This window comes from Ectothiorhodospira shaposhnikovii, from assembly GCF_022227765.1.
Lineage (GTDB): Bacteria > Pseudomonadota > Gammaproteobacteria > Ectothiorhodospirales > Ectothiorhodospiraceae > Ectothiorhodospira.
On record NZ_JAJMLZ010000004.1, the window covers coordinates 165,108 to 185,817 of the forward strand.

Genomic DNA, 20,710 nt, shown 5'->3' on the forward strand with positions numbered 1-20,710 from the left:
GTCACAGGCCTCCACCGGCGGCGGGCAGGTTCAGAATCGCCACGGCCAGGCTGAAATAGATCAGGATGCCGGCCACGTCCGCCACCGAGGTCACCAGGGGGGCGCTGGCGGTGGCCGGGTCCAGGCGCGCCAGGCTGAGGATGAAGGGCAGTATCATTCCCACCATGCTGCCCACCACCACCACCATGGCCATGGCCATGGCCACCAGCAGGGCGATCTCGGGGCCGCCCCGCCACAGGCCCACTGCCGAGACGGCAATGCCCATGGTCAGGCCCAGGGAGGTGGCCACCAACAGCTCCTTGCCCCAGAGCCGGAACCAGTCGGAGGATTTCACGTCTCCCGTGGCCATGGCCCGGACCATCAGGGTGGAGGCCTGGGCCCCCGCGTTGCCGCCGGAGGCGATGATCAGGGGCAGGAAGAACACCAGCACCACCACCGCCGAGATGGTGTCCTCGAAACTGGCGATGGCGATGCCGCCGAACATGTTCAGGAACACCAGCACCAGCAGCCAGCCGATGCGCTTGCGGTAGAGCAGCGAAGGCCGGGCATCCCGCAGGCTCAGGTTGAGGGCGCCCACCGAGCCCAGCTTGTGGAAGTCCTCGGTGGTTTCTTCCTTCACCACGTCCATCACGTCATCCACGGTGACGATGCCCAGCAGCACCCCGTCATCGTCGGTGACCGGCAGCACTTCCAGGTCATAGTGCTGGATCAACCGGACCGCCTCGGCTCGATCCGCGTTGACGGAAAGGGTGATCATGGGCTCGGTGCCCAGGCTGGAGACCGGCTCGTCGGCCCGGCCCATGACGAAACGCCCCAGGGGGATGCTGGTCAGCAGGCGACGCTCGTCATCGATGACGAAGATCACGTTGGCCATCTCGCCCCGTGCCTTCTGCACCCGGATGAAGTCCAGACTGTCCTGGATGGACCAGTCCGCCGCCACGGCGACGAACTCGGGGGTCATCAGGCGCCCGACGCTGTTATCCGGGTAGTCCAGCAGGGTGAGGGCACGGCGGATGGCGCGAAAGGGCAACAGCCGCAGCAGCCGGCGCACCTCGTCCCGGGGCAGATCCTCCAGCAGGGCGGTGAGGTCGTCGGGCAGCATCTCCGACAGGATATGGCGGGCATCGGCCTGGGCGATGCGGTCCAGCAGGGCGTGCTGGTGATGGGGATCCAGGTAGGAAAAGACGTCCACCTTGCGGCCGCGGGCAAGGGCGTTGAAAACCCGTTCCACGGCATCATCTTCCAGGGCCATCAGCACATGGGCGATGTCCTGGATGCGCATGGAGTCCAGGGTACGGCGCAGGGCCTCGTGCTCGTCCCGCGCCAGGAGTTCGCGGATCTCGGGCAGGTATTGTTCGAATTCCAACTCCATCGGCAGCCTCCGCCAAGGACACACTCCATCCGCGGCAACGGATGGCACGGGGGAGGGTCGCTCAAGCGATGCGTGTTACGGGAACCGGGGACGGCGCCATGGGCATCGGCCGCCTCTGGGTGCAGGGCGGTCGATTATAGCAATCCGTCCGGCGCTACGGAATGTCTCGTGACAGCCCGTCAACCCGGGCGCCGTGACTGACTTCGCCGTAAAGCGCCAGCATGCGCGCGGCCATCTCCGGCGCACTCCAGGCCAGGGCGCATTGCCGGGCCTGGTGCGACAGGGTCTGTTGCAGCTCCGGATCGGACAGCAGTCGGATGGCCTGTCGCGCCAGGTCCCGGTCATCCGCCGCCACCAGGGCGCCCTCGCCGGTGGAGAGGATGTCCCGGGTACCCATGACGGCGGTGGAGACCACCGGCACGCCCAGGGCCATGGCCTCCAGCAGAACCAGTCCCTGGGTTTCGGTGCGGGAGGCGAAGACGAAGCCGTTGCCGGCCCGGTAGCAATCCAGCAGGGTGGTGCGCCGATCCAGGTAACCGGCAAACCGTATCGCCGGTTCCAGCCCCAGTTGCCCGGTAAGGCGGCGGATATGGCCCATGGCGGGTCCGTCGCCGGCGATCACCAGCATGGCGTCGGGGATGGTCCGGCGGACGTCGACCATCATGTGCAGCAGGGCATCGATGTTCTTCTCGAAGGCAATCCGTCCCACATGAACCAGCAGGGGGGTGTCGTGGTCGATGCCCATGCGGTGGCGGAACGCGGCGCCGTCCCCGCCGGCGAAGGCCTCCTGATGAATCCCCGTGGGGATGATGGACATGGGGGTTTTCACCCCGTAGCCCGTCAGGATCTCGGCCATGGCCCGGGAGGGGACGACGACCGCATCCACCTGATTGCACTGACGCCGTGACAGGTGACGCGCCACGGATCGCATCCAGGTCCGGGGCAGAAAGGAGAGGTAATGGAACAGGTATTCCTCGAAATAGGTATGGTAGGACTCTACCACCGGGATGCCCAGTCGCCGTCCCAGGGCCAGACCTGCGTGATGGGCCACGAAGGGGGTGTGCACATGGATGAGGTCGAACCCTTCCCGGGCCAGTTCATCGGCATGGGCCATGATCCGCCGGGCCTTCATCATCCGGTCCTCCGGGTCCAGGACCACGTAGCGGGAGGGGATGCGCAGGATATGGGATTCTCCCTCATGTCCCGCGGGGTAGGCCGGCGCGATCAGGGTGACGTCATGCCCTTCCCGGCGCAGCTGACGCCGGAAGGTGGCGATGGAAGTGGAGACACCGTTGATGCGAGGGAAGAACACATCACTGATCATCAGGATCTTCACGGGCCGGTGCACTCCCCTTGGGTATCAGGATCGGCCCGCCGGGGCCGTTTCGGCCGCTGATGTTAAGGTTTTCACATGACGATTCTGTGAACGGAGGATTCGTAGTCATGGAGTATCGGCAGACGCAGACCACAGAGCCGACGACCGTCGCCGCCCGGGAGGCCCTGGTGGTGCTGGAGGCGGTGAGCAAGTCCTTTCGGGAGGGCGGGAAGGCACGGGTAGTGCTGGACCGGGTGACGGCTCGGATCCATGCCGGCGAGATCGTGGCCCTGGTGGGACGCTCCGGCTCGGGCAAGTCCACGCTGCTGAACCTGATCTGCGGCATCGAGGCCCCGGATCATGGCAGGATCCTGGTGGAAGGTCGGCGCCTGGACAGCCTGGCCGAGCGTGACCGGACCCTCCACCGTCGCGCCCGGGTGGGCTTCATCTACCAGTTTTTCAATCTGATCCCCACTCTGACGGTGGCGGAAAACGTGGCTCTGCCCCTGGAACTCAACGGTGTGCCCACCGGGGAGCGGATGCGACGGGTCATGGCCTTGCTGCAAACGGTGGACCTGGCGGACCGGCGCGATACCTTCCCCGATCGCCTCTCCGGTGGTGAACAGCAGCGGGTGGCCATTGCCCGGGCCCTGGTCCACGAGCCGCCCCTGCTGCTGGCGGATGAACCCACCGGCAATCTGGATGCGGAAACCGGGGCCCGGGTGATGGCACTGCTGCATGGGCTGGCAAGGGAGCAGGGACGCACGCTGGTGCTGGTGACCCACAGTCCGGAGGTAGCGGCCCTGGCCGACCATGTCTGGGAACTGGTGGATGGTCATCTGCAGTCTCGGGGGACGTCATGAGGCGGCTGACGGCCCGGGCCCTGATCCGGGATCACCGCCGCCATCCCTGGAACCTGATCTTTGCCGTCCTGGGCGTGGCCCTGGGGGTGGCCATCGTGGTGGCGGTGGACATTGCCAACAGCAGTGCCTCCCGCGCCTTTGGGCTGTCCATGGAGACGGTCACGGGGCGGACCACCCACCAGCTCGTTGGCGGCCCCGGCGGACTGGAGGAGGGGCTCTACACGCAGCTGCGCCTGCAGGGATTCCGGGACAGTGCCCCGGTGGTGGAGGGCCATGCGCGGATCCACGGCGAGACCTTCATCCTGCTGGGGCTGGAACCCTTTGCCGAACGGCCGTTCCGGGACCATGCCGCCGGCGGCCGGGACGGGCGCATCAACCGACTGATCACCGAGCCGGGCACGGTGATGCTGGCGGCGAACACGGCGACGCGATTGGGTCTGGCGGAGGATGAGACCTTTTCCCTCGTGGTGGGTGCCACCGTCCATGCGGTGACCATCGTGGGGCTCGTGGAGAGCGATGAGCCGGGGCTGGAGGGCTACGTGCTGACGGACATCGCCACCGCCCAGGACCTGCTCCGGCGTCACGGCCGCCTGGATCGCATCGACCTGATTCTGACCGATGAGGGGCACGTGGACCGGCTGCGGGAGATCCTGCCGCCGGGGGTCAGGGTGGAGACGGCCGAGTCCCGTACCCGTGCCACCGCCGAGCTGAGCCGGGCCTTTCACGTCAATCTGCTGGCCATGAGTCTGCTGGCCCTGCTGGTGGGCGCCTTCCTGATCTACAACACCCTGACCTTTGCGGTTCTCAGGCGCCGTCACCTGCTGGGCAATCTGCGCATGCAGGGCATGACCCGGGCGGGGGTGTCCGGACGGATCATCGTCGAGGCGGCCTTGTTGGGGCTGGTGGGCAGCCTGCTGGGCCTGGTGGCCGGCATCCTGATCGGCCAGGGGCTGGTTCACATGGTCACGCGGACGGTCACGGACCTGTATTTCGTGGTCACCGTGACCCAGTTGGCCCTGGGGCCGGCGGTGATCCTGAAGGGGCTGCTGCTGGGCTTGGGGGTGACCCTGATCGCGGCCCTGGGACCTGCCTGGGAGGCGTCGGGCGTGAGTCCCCGGGAGGCCTTGCGTCGTTCCGGGCTGGAGCACCGGGTGCGACGGGTTCTGCCCTGGTTGTTACCGGCGGGCGGGATGCTCATGCTATCCGGTTTTCTGCTGGCGGGCTGGCCCGGTCAGAGCCTGCTGTCGGGGTTTTTTGCCCTGTTCCTGCTGATCCTGGGCTATGCCTGCCTGATCCCGCCCCTGGTGTGGCTCATGGCTCGCCTGCTCTCCGGCCCATTGGGACGCATGTGCGGCGCCCCCGGGCGACTGGCGGCCCGGGGCATCGGCGCCGGCATCAGTCGCGCCGGTCTGGCGGCCACGGCTCTGGCCATTGCGGTGTCCGCCACCGTGGGCGTGGGGATCATGGTCGACAGCTTCCGCGGCAGCGTGGACCTGTGGCTGGGCCAGACCTTGCAGAGTGATCTCTACGTGAGTGCCCCGGGCCGCTCCAGTCTGGGGGTGAATCCGGTGTTGCCCGACGGCCTGCCGGCCCGAGTGGCGGCGCTGCCCTCGGTGACCGACCTGAGCACCGCCCGTCGGGTCCATCTCCATACGCCTTCGGGGCCTCTGGAAATGATGGCCATCGACCCTTCCCCGCGGACGCCCGACGGTTATGTCTATCTTGAAGGGGGCTCATCGGCCCGGATCTGGCAGCGCTTGGTCACCGACGAGGTGATCCTGATCTCGGAACCGCTGGCCTGGCGCAAGGGCATTGGTGTCGGCGACGCCCTGACTCTGCCCACGGATCGGGGCGAGCGCGCCTTCCAGGTGGTAGGGGTCGTGCGGGACTATAGCGCGGCCCAGGGTATGGTCACGCTGCATCGGACACTCTATGACCGATACTGGGATGATCCCGGCGTGGCATCGCTGGGGCTGAACCTGGCCTCGGGGGTGAGCCTGGAGCGCGGGTTGTCCGAACTCCGAACGCTGGCCGCCACGCTGGATGAGCCGGTGCTGATCACCGCCGCCGGCGAGATTCACGCCCAGTCCATGGCCATTTTCGACCGCACCTTCGCCGTCACCCATGTTCTGCGGCTGCTTACCGTGGGGGTGGCCTTCATCGGCATCCTCAGTGCCCTCATGGCCCTGCAACTGGAGCGGTCCCGTGAGCACGCGGTATTGCGGGCCACCGGCATGACCCCCTTGCAGTTGGCGGGCATGGTGACCTTGCAGAGCCTGCTGCTGGGCCTGGCCGCCGGTCTGGCGGCGATCCCCCTGGGAATGCTCATGTCCGATGTCCTGATCGAGGTGATCAATCAGCGTTCCTTCGGCTGGAGCATGACCCGGACCCTGCCGCCGGCGGTACTGGTCGAGGGGCTGCTGCTGGCCCTGACGGCATCCCTGCTGGCCGGTGCATATCCCGGCTATCGCATGGCCCGGGTGCGTCCAGCCGAACATCTGCGGGAGGCGTAGCCCATGTGGATCCGGAAACCATTCCCTGGCGTACTGACCCTGGTCTTGTCGGTCGTGTGGCTGACGGCCTGCAGTCCCGGACCCGGTGTGCCCGAGGCGCAGCCCCTGGATGCCATGACCCTGCTGGGCGGCGACCTGGATGAGGGCTTTGAACGCGCCATCAAGCCCCGGACCTTCCTCTTTCCCGAGGATCACGGCCCCCATCCCGGGTTTCGCAACGAGTGGTGGTATATCACCGGCAACCTGGACGACGAGGCGGGGCGTCGGTTCGGCTATCAGATCACCTTCTTCCGGGTAAGCCTGACACCGACGGTCCCGGAATCCGCCTCGGCCTGGGCCACCAACCAGGTCTGGATGGCCCATCTAGCGGTCACGGACGTGGCGGGTATCGGGCATCGCGCCTTCGAGCGGTTTTCCCGGGGCGCCATGGGGCTGGCCGGGGCACGGTTGGACCCATTCCGGGTCTGGCTGGATGATTGGGTGCTGGCATCCGATGGGGGCAATGACTTTCCCTGGCGGCTGACGGCCTCATCCGGCGACATCGAGCTTGAGCTTCGGCTGATGCCGCAAAAGCCCCATGTCCTGCAGGGGGACCGGGGCCTGAGCCGCAAGTCCGCGGCACCGGGCAATGCCTCTTACTACTATTCCTTCACCCGTCTGCGGACCGAGGGGGTGATTCGTATCCAGGGACGCGAACATGGGGTGTCCGGCCTGTCCTGGATGGACCGGGAGTGGAGCACCAGCGCGCTGGAGGAGGGGCAGGTGGGGTGGGACTGGTTTTCCCTGCAGCTGGCGGACGGGCATGACGTGATGTACTACCGGTTCCGGCGGGAAGACGGTAGCGAGGATCCCTTCAGCAAGGGATTGTGGGTGACGCCGGAGGGAGAATCCGCGGTGATCGGAGTCGATCAGGCCCGTCTGGAAGTGCTGGAACGCTGGACCGGACCGACGGGGCATCGCTACCCGGTGGCCTGGCGCCTGCATCTGCCGGTGCAGGGGCGGGTAATGGAGATCCGGGCGGTGCGTCCGGATCAGGAGATGGATCTTTCGGTGCGTTACTGGGAAGGGGCGGTGGATGTGCTGGAGGCAGGCGAGGTGACCGGACGGGGCTATGTGGAGATGACGGGGTATTGAGGTATTTTCAGCCGCTGTTTTTGGTATGGTCGGCTGTGTCGACTGCCATCGGGAGGTTTCATGGATAAGGGGTATGCAAGACATTACGGCAAGATCATCCGGATCTGGGATCTGCCCACTCGGCTCTTTCACTGGTCCCTGGTGATCCTGCTGTTCGGGCTGTGGTACACCAGCCGGGACGTGATGACCCTGCATTGGCACATGTGGCTAGGGTATGCGCTGATCGCCCTGCTGCTGTTCCGGATCCTCTGGGGGGTGATGGGGACCCGGTCGGCCCGCTTCTCGGATTTTCTCGCCGGTCCGGTGACGGTGTTCCAGTATTTCAAGGGCCTGTTCACCGGCGATGGCCATCGGCATCCCGGTCACAATCCCATGGGGGGCTGGGCGGTGATGATCATGCTGGGCCTTTTGATGTTCCAGTCCTTCACCGGTCTGTTTGCCAATGATCAGATCTTCAACCGGGGACCCTTCGCCCGCATGGTGTCTTCGTCCACCAGTGACTGGCTGACCGGTCTGCACAAGCTCAACTTCGACCTGATCCTGATCATGGTGGGCATCCATGTCACGGCCGTGCTGCTGTACTGGCTGCTGAAGCGGGATAACCTGATCCTGCCCATGATCACCGGGCGCAAGCGGGTGACCTGGTACGGGGCCGAGGATGTGAAGTTTGCCAACGTATGGTGGGCGGTGCTGCTGCTGGCGGTCTGTTCCGCTCTGGTGTGGGCGGGGATCACCTACATCCCCTGATGCCGGAGGGTTTCCCCTCAGGCATGGGCAGGGGGGCGGCCCCCCTGCCTCCCGATCAGCGGCGGGAAATCCGGAAATCGTCGTGACAGGTCCGGCAGGCCTGACCCAGGCGACCGATCTCCATGCGGATCTCGCGCTCGCCGGCATCACTGTTCACCACCTCCAGCAGACGGGCGGCCTGAGCCTCGAAATTGCGGGCCAGCTCATCGAAGCGGGCGCGGTTGGTCCAGACTTCCGGCTTGGAGGCGGTGTCACCCAGATCGGAACCGTCCACATAACCCTGCCAGGGCAGATCGGCGGTGCGGGCCATCTGTTCGGCATGCTTGGCCAGGACCTCGCGGTCAAAGGGTCTGTCGCCCTGGGCCATGGCGCCCATGGGACCCATGTTCCACTTGAAGACCTGGAACACGGCCTTGCGATACTCGATGGCATCATCCGCTTCCACGGCCCATGCGGTGCCCGCGGCCAAAGTCAGGACCAGTCCGGCAATCAGTGCCCTTGCTGTGGTCTTCATGGTGTCGTCTCTCCATTGTTACTGAATCAGCGAGCGGCAAGTCTATCAATTCCTTCTAAGTATGTAACGCCCGATTCAGATCCATGACCGAACCACGTTCAAGTAATGCCCGCGTTGGCCGACATTGTCTATGATCGTCTTTGTGTCGTGGAGGGGCGATCTCTTCCAGATCAAAGGCAGCCACACTCAAGGAGCATGTCATGGGAATCCATCTGACCGTCCGCCAGCGCCTCATCTTCATGATCCTGACAGGGATTCTCCTGATGGCGGGTGTCGCGTTCGTGGGGCTGATGGGCATGACTCAGGTGGAACGACAGCTCAAGACCGTTTACGACGACAGGCTGGTGCCCATGGGACAGTTGGGATCCATCAGCGAAATGCTGATGAGTTCCCGCATGAGCCTGCGGATGGCACTGAGTGACCCCAGGCAGGAAGTGATCGACGCGGCCATCACCCGGGTCCGGGAGAATCAGCGGGCCATGGACGGGATCTGGGCGGAGTACATGCAGACTTATCTCACTCCCCGTGAAGCCCAGCTGGCGAGCAGTTTCGACGCCCGGCGCAGCGAGCTTCAGCGCCGGGGATTCGATCCGCTGGTGAGTGCCTTGCAATCCTGGAACTGGCAGGAAGGTGAGCGAATCGTGATGGGTGATCTGGCCGGCACCTATCAGCAGACCACGGACATTCTGCGGGAAATGATGAATCTTCAGCTGGAGGTGGGTCGGCAGGTTTACGATGAATCCCTGGTGTTTCACCAGCGCATTCAGAACGGGATGATACTGATCCTGTTGCTTGGTGTGTCCGTCACGGGGGCAACCGGATGGTTCCTCATGAAGCGGATCACTGCCTCCATGGACCAGCTGGTCACTGCCAGCGGTCGCATGGCCCAGGGGGATCTCCAGGTCAGGGTGCCGGTCGAAGGAAATGACGAACTGGCTCGGGTCGCTCGTGCCTTCAACGACATGGGGGACAGTTTCCGTAACATTCTGGGACAGGTGAGTGGTGCCGCCGCCCAGCTGGCGGCGGCATCGGAACAGCTCTCCACGGTGACCGAGCAGACCTTGCGTCGCGTGGGTGAGCAGCAGTCCCAGACGGAACTGGTGGCCACGGCCATGAACGAGATGACGGCCACCGTGGTCGAGGTCGCCCGTAGTGCCTCGGAGGCATCGGCGGCCGCGGCGAAGGCCAACGACGAATCCCGCGAATCCCAGGCCATCTCGACCCAGGCCATCCGGGCCATCCAGGAACTGGCGGATGAGATCAGCCGGGCCGCCGACGTGATCCAGAAGCTGGAGGCGGACAGCGAGAAGATCGGGGCGGTGCTGGACGTCATCCAGGGCATTGCCGAGCAGACCAACCTGCTGGCCCTGAACGCGGCCATCGAGGCCGCCCGGGCCGGGGAGCAGGGACGCGGGTTTGCGGTGGTGGCGGACGAGGTGCGCACCCTGGCCAGCCGGACCCAGACCTCCACCCGGGAGATCGAATCCATGATCAAGACGCTGCAGGATGGCGCCAGGGCCGCCGTGCAGGTGATGCAGTCGGGCCGCAAGCGGGCGGAGGACACCTCGGCCGGAGCCGGCGAGGCGGACAAGTCCCTGCGCACCATCGTCGCCGCGGTGGGCACCATCACCGACATGAGCAGCCAGATCGCCAGCGCGGCGGAGGAGCAGAGCGCCGTGGCCGAGGACATCAACCAGAATGTGGTGCGCATCAGCGAGAGCGGTCATGACGTCTCCTCCGGGGCCCAGGAAACCGCCCAGGCTGCCCATGATCTGGCCCGTCTGGCGGCCGAACTCAGGAGTTCGGTGGAGCGATTCAGGATTTAGCCGTGGCTGTATTCCGACCGCGCAACTGGGTATGCTTGCGGGATGAACATACGCTGCATCACCTTCGACCTGGATGACACCCTGTGGGACTGTGCCCCGGTGATCCAGAACGCGGAACGGGTCTTTCATGACTGGCTCGGGGTCCACTATCCACGCATTGCCGAGCGTCATGGCCTGGAGGACATGATCCGTCACCGTCAGGCCTGGTTTGCCGAGCGCCGGCACTTGCACTACGACATGACCCGGCTGCGCAAGCACTGGTTGCGCATCCTGGCGGCCCAGTCGGGCTATGGGGACGAACTGGTGGAACCGGCGTTCCGGGTGTTCTGGGAGGCCCGCAACCAGGTTTCCCTCTACGATGACGTGCTGGAGACCCTGGATCGTCTGCGGGGGCATTTCCGCATCGGCGCCATCACCAACGGCAATGCCTGCGTGCATCACATCGGCATCGGTGATCGGTTCGATTTCGTGATCACCTCCGCCGCCGCCGGGGCCGCCAAGCCATCGGCACGGATTTTCACCGCCGCCCTGGACGAGGCCGGCGTGGCTGCATCCGAGACCCTGCACGTGGGGGATGACGCGGAGCGGGATGTGCGTGGCGCGGCCCGGGTGGGGATGCGCACCGCCTGGGTCAATCCCCATTCCCTGGCCTGGGAGAGCGGCGGCTCGCCACCGGATCTGACCCTGCGGTCGGTGTCGGAACTGCCGGCCCGGCTGTTGCCTCGCTGAGGCGTCCGGCTATTCCAGCACCGCCTCCAGCACCGTCCATACCGTGTCCAGCATGATCGGCTGGGCCTCGGCGGTGGGGTGGATGCCGTCCGCCTGCATCAGGTCCGGCTCCAGGGCCACCCCCTCCAGCAGGAACGGCACCAGCGGAACCTGATATTCCTCGGCCAGTTCATGGTAGATCCGGTGGAACCTCTCGGTAAAATGTCTGCCCAAGTTGGGCGGCACCTGCATCCCCACCAGCAGTACCTCCGCGCCGCTGTCCCGGCTCAGTCGGATCATGCGGGACAGGTTCTCCCGGATTTCGCCCAGGGCGATGCCCCGCAATCCGTCATTGCCGCCAAGGCTGATGATCACCAGCTCGGGCTGGTGCCGTTCCAGGGCGCGGGGCAGGCGGGTCAGGCCGCCGCGGCTGGTCTCCCCGCTGATGCTGGCGTTGACCACGGTCCAGGCCTGACCGCTTTCCTCCAGGCGCCGTTCCAGCAGGGCCACCCAGCCCTGTTCCACGGGGATGCCCCAGGCAGCACTCAGGCTGTCACCCATGATCAGCAGGGCAGGACGTTCGGCCGCCGCCGCGGCGGGCAGGCACAACAAGCACAGAAAAAAAAGGAGTCGTGATCCCATGGTGTCTCAATCCTCTGCCGCCGTGGTGTCGGCAAGCGGTCTGGTCAAATCCGTTCATGGCCCGGGTGGTGAACTTGGCATTCTAAAGGGTGTGGACCTGACGGTGGCAAATGCCGAGGTGGTGGCCATCGTCGGTGCTTCCGGTTCGGGCAAGTCCACCCTGCTGGGCCTGCTGGCGGGGTTGGACCTGCCCACGGACGGCGAGGTTCAGTTGCTGGGTCGTTCCCTGGGCGGTCTTACCGAGGATCAGCGGGCCATGCTGCGGGCCGGTCAGGTGGGATTCGTGTTTCAGTCCTTCCAGCTGCTGCCGGCCCTGACCGCGCTGGAGAACGTGATGCTGACCCTGGAACTGTCCGGGCGGGCCGGGGATGCCCGAGCCGGAGCCATGGAGGCCCTGGAGCAGGTGGGCCTGGCCCGGCGAATGGCCCATTATCCCGGCCAGCTTTCCGGCGGCGAGCAGCAGCGGGTGGCCATCGCCCGGGCCTTTGCCGCCCATCCCCGGGTACTGTTTGCCGATGAACCCACCGGCAATCTGGACCAGCAGACCGGAGAACAGATCATCCGCCTGCTGTTCAATCTCAAGGCGGTCTACGGCACGGCCCTGGTGCTGGTGACCCATGACATGGCGCTGGCGGCCCGCTGCGAGCGTCGCTACCGGCTCAATGACGGCGTGCTGGAGGCGGCATGAACCAGGTGTTGCGGTATTCCTGGCTGTCCCTGGGACGGGAATGGCGCGCCGGTGAGCTGCGCATCCTGGCCATGGCCCTGGTCATCGCGGTGGCGGCCGTCACCTCGGTCAGCTTCTTCACCGACCGGGTGCAGCGGGGCATGTCCCAGCAGGCCACCCAGTTGTTGGGAGGGGATCTGAGCATCACCTCGTCCGCCCCCCTGGCACCGGCCGTGCCCCGGGAGGCCTCGCGCCTGGGACTGGAGACGGCCCGTCATGTGAGCTTCCCCAGCGTGGTCATGGCCGGCGATGACTCCCAGCTTACCGAGGTCAAGGCCGTCAGCGACGGCTGGCCGCTGCGGGGTTCGGTGCGGGTCAGTGATGTCCTCTTCGGGGACGAGCGGGAAAGCCGCGAGGTGCCCGGGCGGGGCGAGGCCTGGGCCGAACCCCGCCTTTTCCAGTTGCTGGGCCTGGCGGTGGGTGATCGACTGCAGGTGGGGGACCTGGAGATGACCCTGACCCGGGTTCTGACCTATGAGCCGGACCGGGGCGGTGACCTGTTTCAGCTGGGACCCCGGGTGCTGATCCCCCTGGAAGACCTGGAAGCCACCGGGCTGGTGGTGCCGGGCAGCCGGGTGAGTCACCGCCTGCTGGTGGCCGGCACCGAATCCCAGGTGGCGGCGTTTCGTGACTGGGCCGGTGCGAACCTGACGGAGCGGGAGCGTCTGGAAGGGGTCGGTGATGCCCGACCCGAACTGCAGGGTGCCATCGCCCGGGGCGAGCAGTTTCTGGGGCTGGCGGCTCTGGTGGCGGTGCTGCTGGCGGGAGGCGCGGTGGCGGTGGCGGCCCGGCACTACAGCGATCGTCAGTCCGATGTGAGCGCCGTCATGCGCTGCCTGGGGGCGTCCCGGGCCTTCGTGCTACAGGTCTTCATCCTGCGCATCCTCTGGCTGGCCCTGCTGGCCAGTGCCGTGGGGCTGACGCTCGGCTTCCTGGCCCAGGGGTTCCTGGCGGCCCTGCTGGCCCAGTGGTTCCCGGGCACGTTGCCGTTGCCATCCCTGTGGCCGGCATTCACGGGTCTTGGGGTGGGGGTGGTCACCGCCCTGGGTTTTGGCCTGCCGGCTCTGCTGCGGATCGGCCAGGTGCCGCCGCTGCGGGTGCTGCGGCGTGATCTGGGGGCGCCGCCCCCCGCCATGTGGCTGGCCCTGGTGCTGGCCCTGACCGCCCTGGGCGGACTGTTGCTGTGGCAGGCGGGGGATGTACGGCTGGCGGCCTGGGTCCTGGGCGGTGCCGGTCTGACGGTGGTGATGCTGTGGGGCGCGGCCTGGGCGCTGGTGCTGGGACTCAAGCCCCTGCGCACCCGGGGCGGGGTGGCGCTGCGATTCGGTCTGGCCAACCTGTCCCGGCGCGGGGCCTTGAGCGCGGTCCAGCTGGCGGCCTTTGGTCTGGGGATCATGGCCCTGCTGTTGCTGGCGCTGGTGCGGGTGGATCTGCTTTCCAGCTGGGAGGGCAGCCTGCCGCCGGAGGCCCCCAATCACTTCATGATCAATGTCCAGCCGGACCAAGTGGAGCCCCTGCGGGCGCTGTTCGAGCGCGAGGGTCTGCCGGCGCCGACCTATTACCCCATGATCCGCGGGCGTCTGACGGCGGTGAACGACGAGCCGGTGCGTCCGGAGACGTTCGCCAACCCTCGGGCGGAGAGGCTGGCCTCCCGGGAGTTCAACCTCTCCTTTGCCCGTGATCCGCGGCCGGACAACCGGGTGGTGGCGGGGCAGTGGTGGTCCGACGACACCGACGGCCGGGAGTTTTCCATCGAGGAGGGTCTGGCACAAACCCTGGGCCTTACGCTGGGCGACGTGCTGGAATTCAATGTGTCCGGCGAGATCGTGACCGGCCGGGTCACCAGTCTGCGCAGCGTGGACTGGGATTCCTTCAACGTGAACTTTTTCGTGCTGTCGCCGCCGGTCCTGCTGGACGATCAGCCCATGACCTATGTGACCAGCTTCCACCTGGCGGAGGGGCGTGCGGACCTGCTGACGGCGATGGTGAGGCAGTTCCCCAGCATCACCATCCTGGACGTGCGGGCCTTGATGCAGCAGGTGCGCGACATCATCGACCGGGCCAGCCTGGCGGTGGAATACGTGTTCCTGTTCACCCTGGCGGCGGGAGTGACCGTGCTCTACGCGGCCATTCACGCCACCCGCGATCTGCGCCGGCGCGAAAGTGCCATCCTGCGCACCCTGGGCGCCGGTCGGCGTCAGGTGCTGGTGGGCCTGCTGGCGGAATTCACCGTGATGGGCGCCCTGGCAGGCCTTTTGGCCAGCGCGGGCGCCAGCGGCATCGGCTGGGTGCTGGCCCGCCAGGTGTTCGACCTCTCCTATGCCTTCAACCCCTGGCTTTGGGTGCTGGGCATCGGTGGCGGTGCCCTGGGAGTGGGACTGGCCGGCTGGCTGGGCGCCCGTTCCGTGCTGCGTCAGCCGCCGCTGCTCACCCTGCGTCAGCTCACCTGATACCGATACCCATGGAACCTGCTGCCGGTGGGCGGAGATCGCCCCGGCAGCCACAGATGGATATACTTTGCGCCCATGCGTCATACCCGATACGACAAGTCATCCCTGGTTCACGAGTCCCGCGAAGCCCTGGTGGCGCGTTTCACGCCTCCCGGCGGGGGGACCGACGTGCGTCTTTCCATGGCCCTGACCCATGCCCTGGCCGAGCATGAGCGTCAGCCCCGGCAGCCCCATTGCCTGGATGTGGCCGAGAACCTGCGGGTACTGGGGGTGGACAAGGACACCCTGATCGCGGCCCTGTTGCTGGATGCCCATTTCGATGGCAGCCTTTCCGACGAGGATCTGTCCCGCCACTTCGGCGAGCCGGTGGCCCGGCTGGTGAAGAACGTGCATCTGCTCACCACCTTCCGCAGTGCTCCGGGTCAACTGGACGGCGCCCCTGAGCAGGCCGAGCGATTGCGCCGCATGTTGCTGGCGATGGTGGATGATGTGCGGGCGGTGCTCATCAAGCTGGCCTATCGCCTGCAGCATCTGCGACTGATGTCCCAGGAGCCGGATGCCCTGGCCCGGGCCTACGCCCGGGAGACCCAGGAAATCTTCACTCCCCTGGCCAACCGCCTGGGCGTGGCCCAGGTCAAGTGGGAGATGGAGGACCTGGCCTTCCGCATCCAGGACCCGGATCACTACCGCATGGTGGCCAAGCTGCTGGAAGAAAGCCGGCTGGAGCGGGAACAGTACATTCAGGACTTCACCGAGCGTCTGCGTCGGGCGCTGGCGGAGGAGCAGGTGGAAGGGGAGGTGCGGGGGCGGCCCAAGCACATCTACAGCATCTGGAAGAAGATGGACCGCAAGCAGCTGGAGTTCCAGGATCTGTACGACCTGCGGGCGGTGCGGGTGATCGTCGACAAGGTCGCCACCTGCTACGCGGTGCTGGGGGTGGTGCATAGCCGCTGGCCCCATATACCCAAGGAGTTTGACGACTACATCGCCAATCCCAAGGACAACGGCTATCAATCCCTGCACACGGCGGTGATCGGTCCCAATGGCAAGGTGGTGGAGGTACAGATCCGCACCCGCGACATGGATGCCTTCGCCGAGTTGGGGGTGGCCGCCCATTGGCGCTACAAGGAAGGCGGACGGGAGGACCAGGCCCTGATGCGCGCCATCGCCTCCCTCCGACGCCTGCTGGAGCACCAGGAGGATGACCGGGAACTGCTGGAGGACTTCCGCTCCGAGCTGTTCCAGGACCGGGTCTTCGTGCTGACCCCCAGGGGGGATGTGGTGGATCTGCCCAAGGGCTCCACCCCGCTGGATTTTGCCTATGCCATCCACACCGAGGTGGGCCATCGCTGCCGGGGCGCCAAGGTCAACGGACGCATCGTGCCACTGACCCACGAGCTGCGCTCCGGCGAACGGGTCGAGGTTCTCACCACCCGTCAGGGCGGCCCCAGCCGGGACTGGATGAATCCCAACATGGGGTATCTGCGCACCTCCCGGGCGCGGTCGAAGGCACGCAGCTGGTTCAAGCTCCAGGATCATGACAAGAACCTCCAGGAAGGACGCCAGATCCTGGAACGGGAGGCCCATCGCCAGGGCGTTGCCGAACCCGACATGGAGGAACTGATCCGGCGCTTCCACCAGCCCAGCCGGGAAGAGCTGCTGGTGGCCATCGGCGCCGGCGAGATCACGCCGGCCCAGCTTTCCAGTGCCCTTCAGGTGCCCATCACCCTGACCGCCGAGGAAACCCTCATGGGGCGGCGCAGCCGCCGTCCCGCGGACAAGGGCGGCAGCGGCGAAAAAGGGATCCAGATCCGGGGCGTGGGCAATCTGCTCACCCAGGTGGCCCGCTGCTGCCGCCCGGTGCCGGGAGATCCCATTGTCGGTTTCATCACCCGGGGCAAGGGTGTCACCATTCATCGGCGGGACTGTGTCAATATCCTGCGCATGCCCACCGAAAAGCGCTATCGCCTGGTGGAGGTGAGCTGGGGCGAGGAACGCCAGGCCTACCCGGTGGTGGTGCATGTGGAGGCCTTTGATCGTCAGGGGCTGTTGCGGGACATCACCCAGGTGCTGGCCAATGATCGGGTCAATGTCCTGGCCGCCTCCACCCGTACCGACCCGGCGGAGCGCACCGTGACCATGGATCTGACCCTGGAGATCACCGATACGGGGCAACTCAGCACGGTGATGGACAAGATCGGCGCCCTGCCGAACATCTTTGCGGTGAGACGGGTGGCCACCGGCTAGCCGATGCATCTGGAGGAGCCGTTTGTGAGATCCCTTGACCGATCCTGCCGATATCCGGCCGCCCTGGCGTTGCTGGTGTTGCTGTCGGGCTGTGCCGCCGTCCCCGACATGCGGCCGCCGCCCCGCACGCCCGTCCCGGCGCCCGCGCCTGTACCGCAGGCCCCGGCTCCGATCCCGGCCCCGGCCCCCCAGCCGGAGGTGCGTGCTCCCCAGGCCCCGGTGATTGCCGGCGACACCCGGACCCAGCGTCCGTCCGCCGCCGAACCCGCGCGCCCGGTGCCGCCGGTCACCGCCCGGCCCCAGCAGCCTCCCGCCGTGGTGGCCCTGGCCGGGGATGCGGACCGTCACATGGCCGCCGGCCAGCCCGAACGTGCCGCCGCCGCCCTGGAGCGGGCTCTGCGCATTGCCCCGGACGATGCCCGGCTTTGGCACCAGCTGGCCATGGTGCGGCTGCACCAGGGGCAGGCGGATGAGGCGGAGAGCCTGGCCGCCAAGTCCAACGGTCTGGCCAGAAGTGATCGTGCCCTGCAGTCGGACAACTGGCGCATCATTGCCCAGGCCCGGCGTCTGCGGGGGGATGAACGGGGGGCCATGGAGGCCCTTGAGCGTGCCCGGGCGCTGCAACCGGGACGCACCGGATGACCGGTCCGGGCGAGGCGGCCGAATGGCTCGGGGATGACGGCCCCCTGGCGAATGCCATCGAGGGCTTTCGTGCCCGTCTGCCCCAGCAGCAGATGGCCGCCGCCGTGGCCCAGGCCCTGGAGGACCAGGATACCCTCGTGGTGGAAGCGGGGACCGGCGTGGGCAAGACCTTTGCCTATCTGGTGCCGGCCCTGCTCAGTGGTCGCAAGGTCATCGTCTCCACCGGCACCCGCAATCTGCAGGATCAGCTGTTTCACAAGGACCTGCCGCTGATCTGCCGGACGCTGGGGCTGTCGGTGCGCTGTGCCCTGCTCAAGGGGCGTTCGAACTATTTGTGCCCCCATCGCCTCCGCCTGACCGCGGCAGAAGGTCCGCAGCTGGAGGCCCGCCTGCACGCCCCCCTGCGCCTGGTGGAACGCTGGGCGGCGGGAACCCGGACCGGAGATACCGCCGAACTGTCCCAACTGGCGGAGGATGCGGAGATCTGGCCCCGGGTGACCTCCACGGCGGACAACTGCCTGGGGACGGAGTGTCCCGAGTATGCGGGGTGTTACGTGTTGCGAGCCCGGCGTCGCGCCCAGGAGGCGGATCTGGTGGTGATCAATCACCACCTGCTGTTCGCGGACCTGGCACTCAAGGACGAGGGGTTTGGCGAGCTGCTGCCGGCGGCCGAGGCCTTCATCCTGGACGAGGCCCATCAGTTGCCGGAAGTGGCCGGCAGTTTCTTCGGTGTCAGTCTCAGCGCCAGGCAGTTGCTGGAACTGGCCCGGGATACGGTTTCCGAGCAGGTGAACGAGGCCCCGGACATGCCCCAGTTACGGGAGCGTGCGAATGGGCTGGGCAAGGCGGTGAAGGATTTCCGGCTGGCCATGGGGGAGGGCATGCGCCGTGCTCCCTGGCCGGTGCTGGCGGCCACCCCCGGCATGGACGAGGCCCTGCAGGGCCTGCGCGCGGCCCTGGAGTCCCTGGCCGAGGCCCTGGCGGTGGCGGCGGAGCGGGGCAAGGGCCTGGAGGGGTGCGCCCGGCGAGCGCTGGATCAGATGCAGCGTCTGGCCCTGTTCGACGGCCCCCAGGAAGACGCGGTGCAGTGGTACGAAACCTGGACCCGGACCTTCAGCCTGCATCTGACCCCGCTGGATGTGGCGGGATTGTTCCGCCAGCATCGCGGGGCCTGTGACAGCGCCTGGGTGTTCACATCGGCCACCCTGTCGGTGGATGGCTGTTTTGATCACTTCAACCGGCGCCTGGGCCTCGGGGTGCCCCGTGGCCTGCAGTTGGACAGCCCGTTTGATTATGCCGCCAATGCCCGGCTCTACATTCCCTCGGGACTGCCCGAACCCAATGACCCCGGTTATACGACAGCAATGGCGCAGGCGGTTCTGCCGGTGATCGAGGCCAACCCGGGTGGCACCTTCATGCTGTTCACCAGCCACAAGGCTCTGCAGGCCGCCGCCGCCTGGCTGTCCCGACGCCTGGATCGACCGGTTCTGGTACAGGGTACCGCGCCCCGGCAGGAGCTGGTGGCGCGCTTTCGCGAGGCGGGCAACGGTGTCCTGCTGGGGGCGCAGAGTTTCTGGGAAGGGGTGGATGTGCGGGGGCGGGCGCTCAGTTGCGTGATCATCGACCGTCTGCCCTTTGCCTCGCCCGGTGATCCGGTGCTGGAAGCCCGCATGGAGGCCATCCGTCGCGAGGGCGGCAGCCCCTTCACGTCGTTGCAGATTCCCCAAGCGGTGATCGCCCTCAAGCAGGGGGTGGGCCGCCTGATCCGTGACCCGGATGACAAGGGGTTGCTGGTGCTGTGTGATCCCCGTCTGCAGACCAAATCCTATGGCCGCATCTTCATGAAAAGTCTGCCACCGGTGGGCCGGGTCCGGGATCTTGACCAGGCCCGGACCTTCTTGCAGGGTCTGGGCGAGCCGTCCTGCCCGCAAGCCTGAACCTTAAACCCGATCGAGTGCCTGATGACCCCCTTTCACGCCCCCCTTGCCCGTCCCCTGACGGCCATCCTGCGTCACCGGCCCGAAGACTTCCTGGTGGAGGAGATCCCCGCGACCCTGCCCGAGGGGGAGGGTGAGCATGTCTGGCTGAGCATCCGCAAGCGGGGCATGAATACCGATACCGTCGCCGCCCTGTTGGGACGCATCGCCGGTGTGCCGCGCCGTGCCGTCGGGTATGCGGGCCGCAAGGACCGCCATGCGGTGACCACCCAGTGGTTCAGCGTCCACCTGCCGGGTCGGGAGGCGCCGGTCTGGTCCGAACACCTGCCGCCGGAAGTGGAAGTCCTGGAGGCACGGCGACACCGCCGAAAGCTCCAGACCGGTCATCTGCAGGGCAACCGGTTCGTGCTGGTGCTACGTCGGTGCGAGGGGGATCGGGACGCGGCACAGGCCAGACTGGCGATGATGCGACAGCGTGGAGTGCCCAACTTTTTCGGTGCCCAACGCTTTGGTCGTGACGGCGGCAATATCGCCAGGGCCGAGGCCCTGTTCCAGGGTACCCTGCAGGTACGCGACCAGAAGCTGCGGGGGATCTACCTGTCCGCGGCCCGTTCGGAGATCTTCAACCGCGTCCTGGCGGCCCGGCTTGAGGATGGGACCTGGGATCAGGCCCTGCCCGGTGATGCCCTGCAGCTGGATGGACGGGGCAGCTTCTTTATTTATCAGGAGGACGATCCCACGGTACCCGAGCGGCTGGCGGCCCAGGCCCTGCATGTGACCGGTCCCTTGTGGGGCCGGGGCGATCCGGCGACGATGGGGGCGGTGGCGGCGCTGGAGGCCGGTGTCGCGGCGACCGTGCCGGTTCTGGCCCGAGGGCTGGAGGCGGCGGGTCTGACCCAGGAACGGCGTGCCCTGCGCATCCGCCCACAGGCGCTGACCTGGGAGTGGGAGGAGGAACAGACCCTGCGGCTGGGTTTCACGCTGCCCGCCGGCGCCTTTGCCACCACCCTGGTCGAGGTCTTCGCCGACACCGGGGCCGACGGCGGGGAGGGTTGACGTAAAAGAACCCTCCC

General features: G+C 66.8%; 16 protein-coding genes. 12 read left to right on the plus strand and 4 right to left on the minus strand.

Annotated elements, in window-relative coordinates; translation table 11 throughout:
- Position 1: 1 nt before the first annotated feature.
- Both mgtE and LQD11_RS07195 read right to left on the minus strand, forming a co-directional pair.
- Positions 2 to 1,372, minus strand: a complete 1,371-nt coding sequence (gene mgtE, locus LQD11_RS07190) for a magnesium transporter (RefSeq protein ID WP_238616939.1) — start codon at positions 1,370 to 1,372, stop codon at positions 2 to 4.
- Positions 1,373 to 1,526: 154 nt separating this feature from the next.
- The gene (locus LQD11_RS07195) at positions 1,527 to 2,708 is read right to left on the minus strand and encodes a glycosyltransferase (protein WP_238616940.1); all 1,182 of its coding nucleotides are present in this window, start codon (positions 2,706 to 2,708) and stop codon (positions 1,527 to 1,529) included.
- A gap of 107 nt (positions 2,709 to 2,815) precedes the next feature.
- Between LQD11_RS07195 and LQD11_RS07200 the strand changes: the two genes are divergently transcribed.
- From LQD11_RS07200 to LQD11_RS07215, 4 genes are read left to right on the plus strand one after another with little or no spacing between them, the layout of a single operon-like run.
- A complete protein-coding gene (locus LQD11_RS07200; RefSeq protein WP_238616941.1) occupies positions 2,816 to 3,550 on the plus strand; it encodes an ABC transporter ATP-binding protein in 735 nt (244 codons plus the stop codon).
- Complete coding sequence (locus tag LQD11_RS07205; protein ID WP_238616942.1) at positions 3,547 to 6,063, plus strand: ABC transporter permease; 2,517 nt, start codon at positions 3,547 to 3,549, stop codon at positions 6,061 to 6,063. The genes LQD11_RS07200 and LQD11_RS07205 overlap by 4 nt, the downstream gene beginning before the upstream one ends.
- A gap of 33 nt (positions 6,064 to 6,096) precedes the next feature.
- The gene (locus tag LQD11_RS07210; RefSeq protein WP_420828258.1) at positions 6,097 to 7,197 is read left to right on the plus strand and encodes a lipocalin-like domain-containing protein; all 1,101 of its coding nucleotides are present in this window, start codon (positions 6,097 to 6,099) and stop codon (positions 7,195 to 7,197) included.
- Between the two features lie 60 nt (positions 7,198 to 7,257).
- Positions 7,258 to 7,944, plus strand: a complete 687-nt coding sequence (locus LQD11_RS07215) for a cytochrome b/b6 domain-containing protein (RefSeq protein WP_008931322.1) — start codon at positions 7,258 to 7,260, stop codon at positions 7,942 to 7,944.
- Between the two features lie 55 nt (positions 7,945 to 7,999).
- Here LQD11_RS07215 and LQD11_RS07220 read toward each other — a convergent pair whose 3' ends face one another.
- A complete protein-coding gene (locus tag LQD11_RS07220) occupies positions 8,000 to 8,458 on the minus strand; it encodes a c-type cytochrome (protein ID WP_238616943.1) in 459 nt (152 codons plus the stop codon).
- 200 nt (positions 8,459 to 8,658) lie between these two features.
- On the opposite strand from LQD11_RS07220, the gene LQD11_RS07225 reads away from it, so the two are divergent.
- Together LQD11_RS07225 and LQD11_RS07230 are read left to right on the plus strand one after the other, a co-directional pair.
- Positions 8,659 to 10,284 (plus strand): methyl-accepting chemotaxis protein, encoded by a 1,626-nt coding sequence (locus LQD11_RS07225; protein ID WP_238616944.1) that lies wholly within the window; start codon positions 8,659 to 8,661, stop codon positions 10,282 to 10,284.
- Positions 10,285 to 10,326: 42 nt separating this feature from the next.
- The gene (locus LQD11_RS07230) at positions 10,327 to 11,013 is read left to right on the plus strand and encodes an HAD family hydrolase (protein ID WP_238616945.1); all 687 of its coding nucleotides are present in this window, start codon (positions 10,327 to 10,329) and stop codon (positions 11,011 to 11,013) included.
- Positions 11,014 to 11,022: 9 nt separating this feature from the next.
- On the opposite strand, the gene LQD11_RS07235 is transcribed toward LQD11_RS07230, so the two are convergent.
- Complete coding sequence (locus LQD11_RS07235) at positions 11,023 to 11,634, minus strand: arylesterase (protein ID WP_238616946.1); 612 nt, start codon at positions 11,632 to 11,634, stop codon at positions 11,023 to 11,025.
- On the opposite strand from LQD11_RS07235, the gene LQD11_RS07240 reads away from it, so the two are divergent.
- The 6 genes from LQD11_RS07240 (at position 11,633) to truD (ending at position 20,693) form a co-directional block, all read left to right on the plus strand.
- Positions 11,633 to 12,322, plus strand: coding sequence for an ABC transporter ATP-binding protein (locus tag LQD11_RS07240; protein WP_238616947.1), 690 nt, complete (start codon positions 11,633 to 11,635; stop codon positions 12,320 to 12,322). The genes LQD11_RS07235 and LQD11_RS07240 overlap by 2 nt on opposite strands.
- A complete protein-coding gene (locus LQD11_RS07245; protein WP_238616948.1) occupies positions 12,319 to 14,811 on the plus strand; it encodes an ABC transporter permease in 2,493 nt (830 codons plus the stop codon). Before LQD11_RS07240 ends, LQD11_RS07245 begins: the two co-directional genes overlap by 4 nt.
- A 75-nt stretch (positions 14,812 to 14,886) precedes the next feature.
- A complete protein-coding gene (gene relA / locus LQD11_RS07250) occupies positions 14,887 to 17,058 on the plus strand; it encodes a GTP diphosphokinase (protein ID WP_238616949.1) in 2,172 nt (723 codons plus the stop codon).
- A 24-nt stretch (positions 17,059 to 17,082) separates the two neighbouring features.
- A complete protein-coding gene (locus LQD11_RS07255) occupies positions 17,083 to 17,700 on the plus strand; it encodes a tetratricopeptide repeat protein (protein ID WP_238616950.1) in 618 nt (205 codons plus the stop codon).
- On the plus strand, positions 17,697 to 19,637 hold the full coding sequence (locus tag LQD11_RS07260) for a DNA repair helicase YoaA (RefSeq protein ID WP_238616951.1): 1,941 nt from the start codon (positions 17,697 to 17,699) through the stop codon (positions 19,635 to 19,637). Before LQD11_RS07255 ends, LQD11_RS07260 begins: the two co-directional genes overlap by 4 nt.
- Before the next feature lie 24 nt (positions 19,638 to 19,661).
- Positions 19,662 to 20,693, plus strand: a complete 1,032-nt coding sequence (gene truD, locus LQD11_RS07265; RefSeq protein WP_238616952.1) for a tRNA pseudouridine(13) synthase TruD — start codon at positions 19,662 to 19,664, stop codon at positions 20,691 to 20,693.
- The last annotated feature ends 17 nt before the right edge of the window (positions 20,694 to 20,710 follow it).

Excerpts from the sequence above, each read along its gene's own strand:
- truD (WP_238616952.1), top strand. The coding sequence starts at position 19,662 with ATGACCCCCTTTCACGCCCCCCTTGCCCGTCCCCTGACGGCCATCCTG.
- LQD11_RS07225 (WP_238616944.1), top strand. The coding sequence starts at position 8,659 with ATGGGAATCCATCTGACCGTCCGCCAGCGCCTCATCTTCATGATCCTG.
- LQD11_RS07260 (WP_238616951.1), top strand. The coding sequence starts at position 17,697 with ATGACCGGTCCGGGCGAGGCGGCCGAATGGCTCGGGGATGACGGCCCC.
- LQD11_RS07245 (WP_238616948.1), top strand. The coding sequence starts at position 12,319 with ATGAACCAGGTGTTGCGGTATTCCTGGCTGTCCCTGGGACGGGAATGG.
- LQD11_RS07230 (WP_238616945.1), top strand. The coding sequence starts at position 10,327 with ATGAACATACGCTGCATCACCTTCGACCTGGATGACACCCTGTGGGAC.
- LQD11_RS07235 (WP_238616946.1), bottom strand. The coding sequence starts at position 11,634 with ATGGGATCACGACTCCTTTTTTTTCTGTGCTTGTTGTGCCTGCCCGCC.
- LQD11_RS07240 (WP_238616947.1), top strand. The coding sequence starts at position 11,633 with ATGGTGTCTCAATCCTCTGCCGCCGTGGTGTCGGCAAGCGGTCTGGTC.
- LQD11_RS07220 (WP_238616943.1), bottom strand. The coding sequence starts at position 8,458 with ATGAAGACCACAGCAAGGGCACTGATTGCCGGACTGGTCCTGACTTTG.
- LQD11_RS07200 (WP_238616941.1), top strand. The coding sequence starts at position 2,816 with ATGGAGTATCGGCAGACGCAGACCACAGAGCCGACGACCGTCGCCGCC.
- relA (WP_238616949.1), top strand. The coding sequence starts at position 14,887 with ATGCGTCATACCCGATACGACAAGTCATCCCTGGTTCACGAGTCCCGC.
- LQD11_RS07215 (WP_008931322.1), top strand. The coding sequence starts at position 7,258 with ATGGATAAGGGGTATGCAAGACATTACGGCAAGATCATCCGGATCTGG.
- mgtE (WP_238616939.1), bottom strand. The coding sequence starts at position 1,372 with ATGGAGTTGGAATTCGAACAATACCTGCCCGAGATCCGCGAACTCCTG.
- LQD11_RS07205 (WP_238616942.1), top strand. The coding sequence starts at position 3,547 with ATGAGGCGGCTGACGGCCCGGGCCCTGATCCGGGATCACCGCCGCCAT.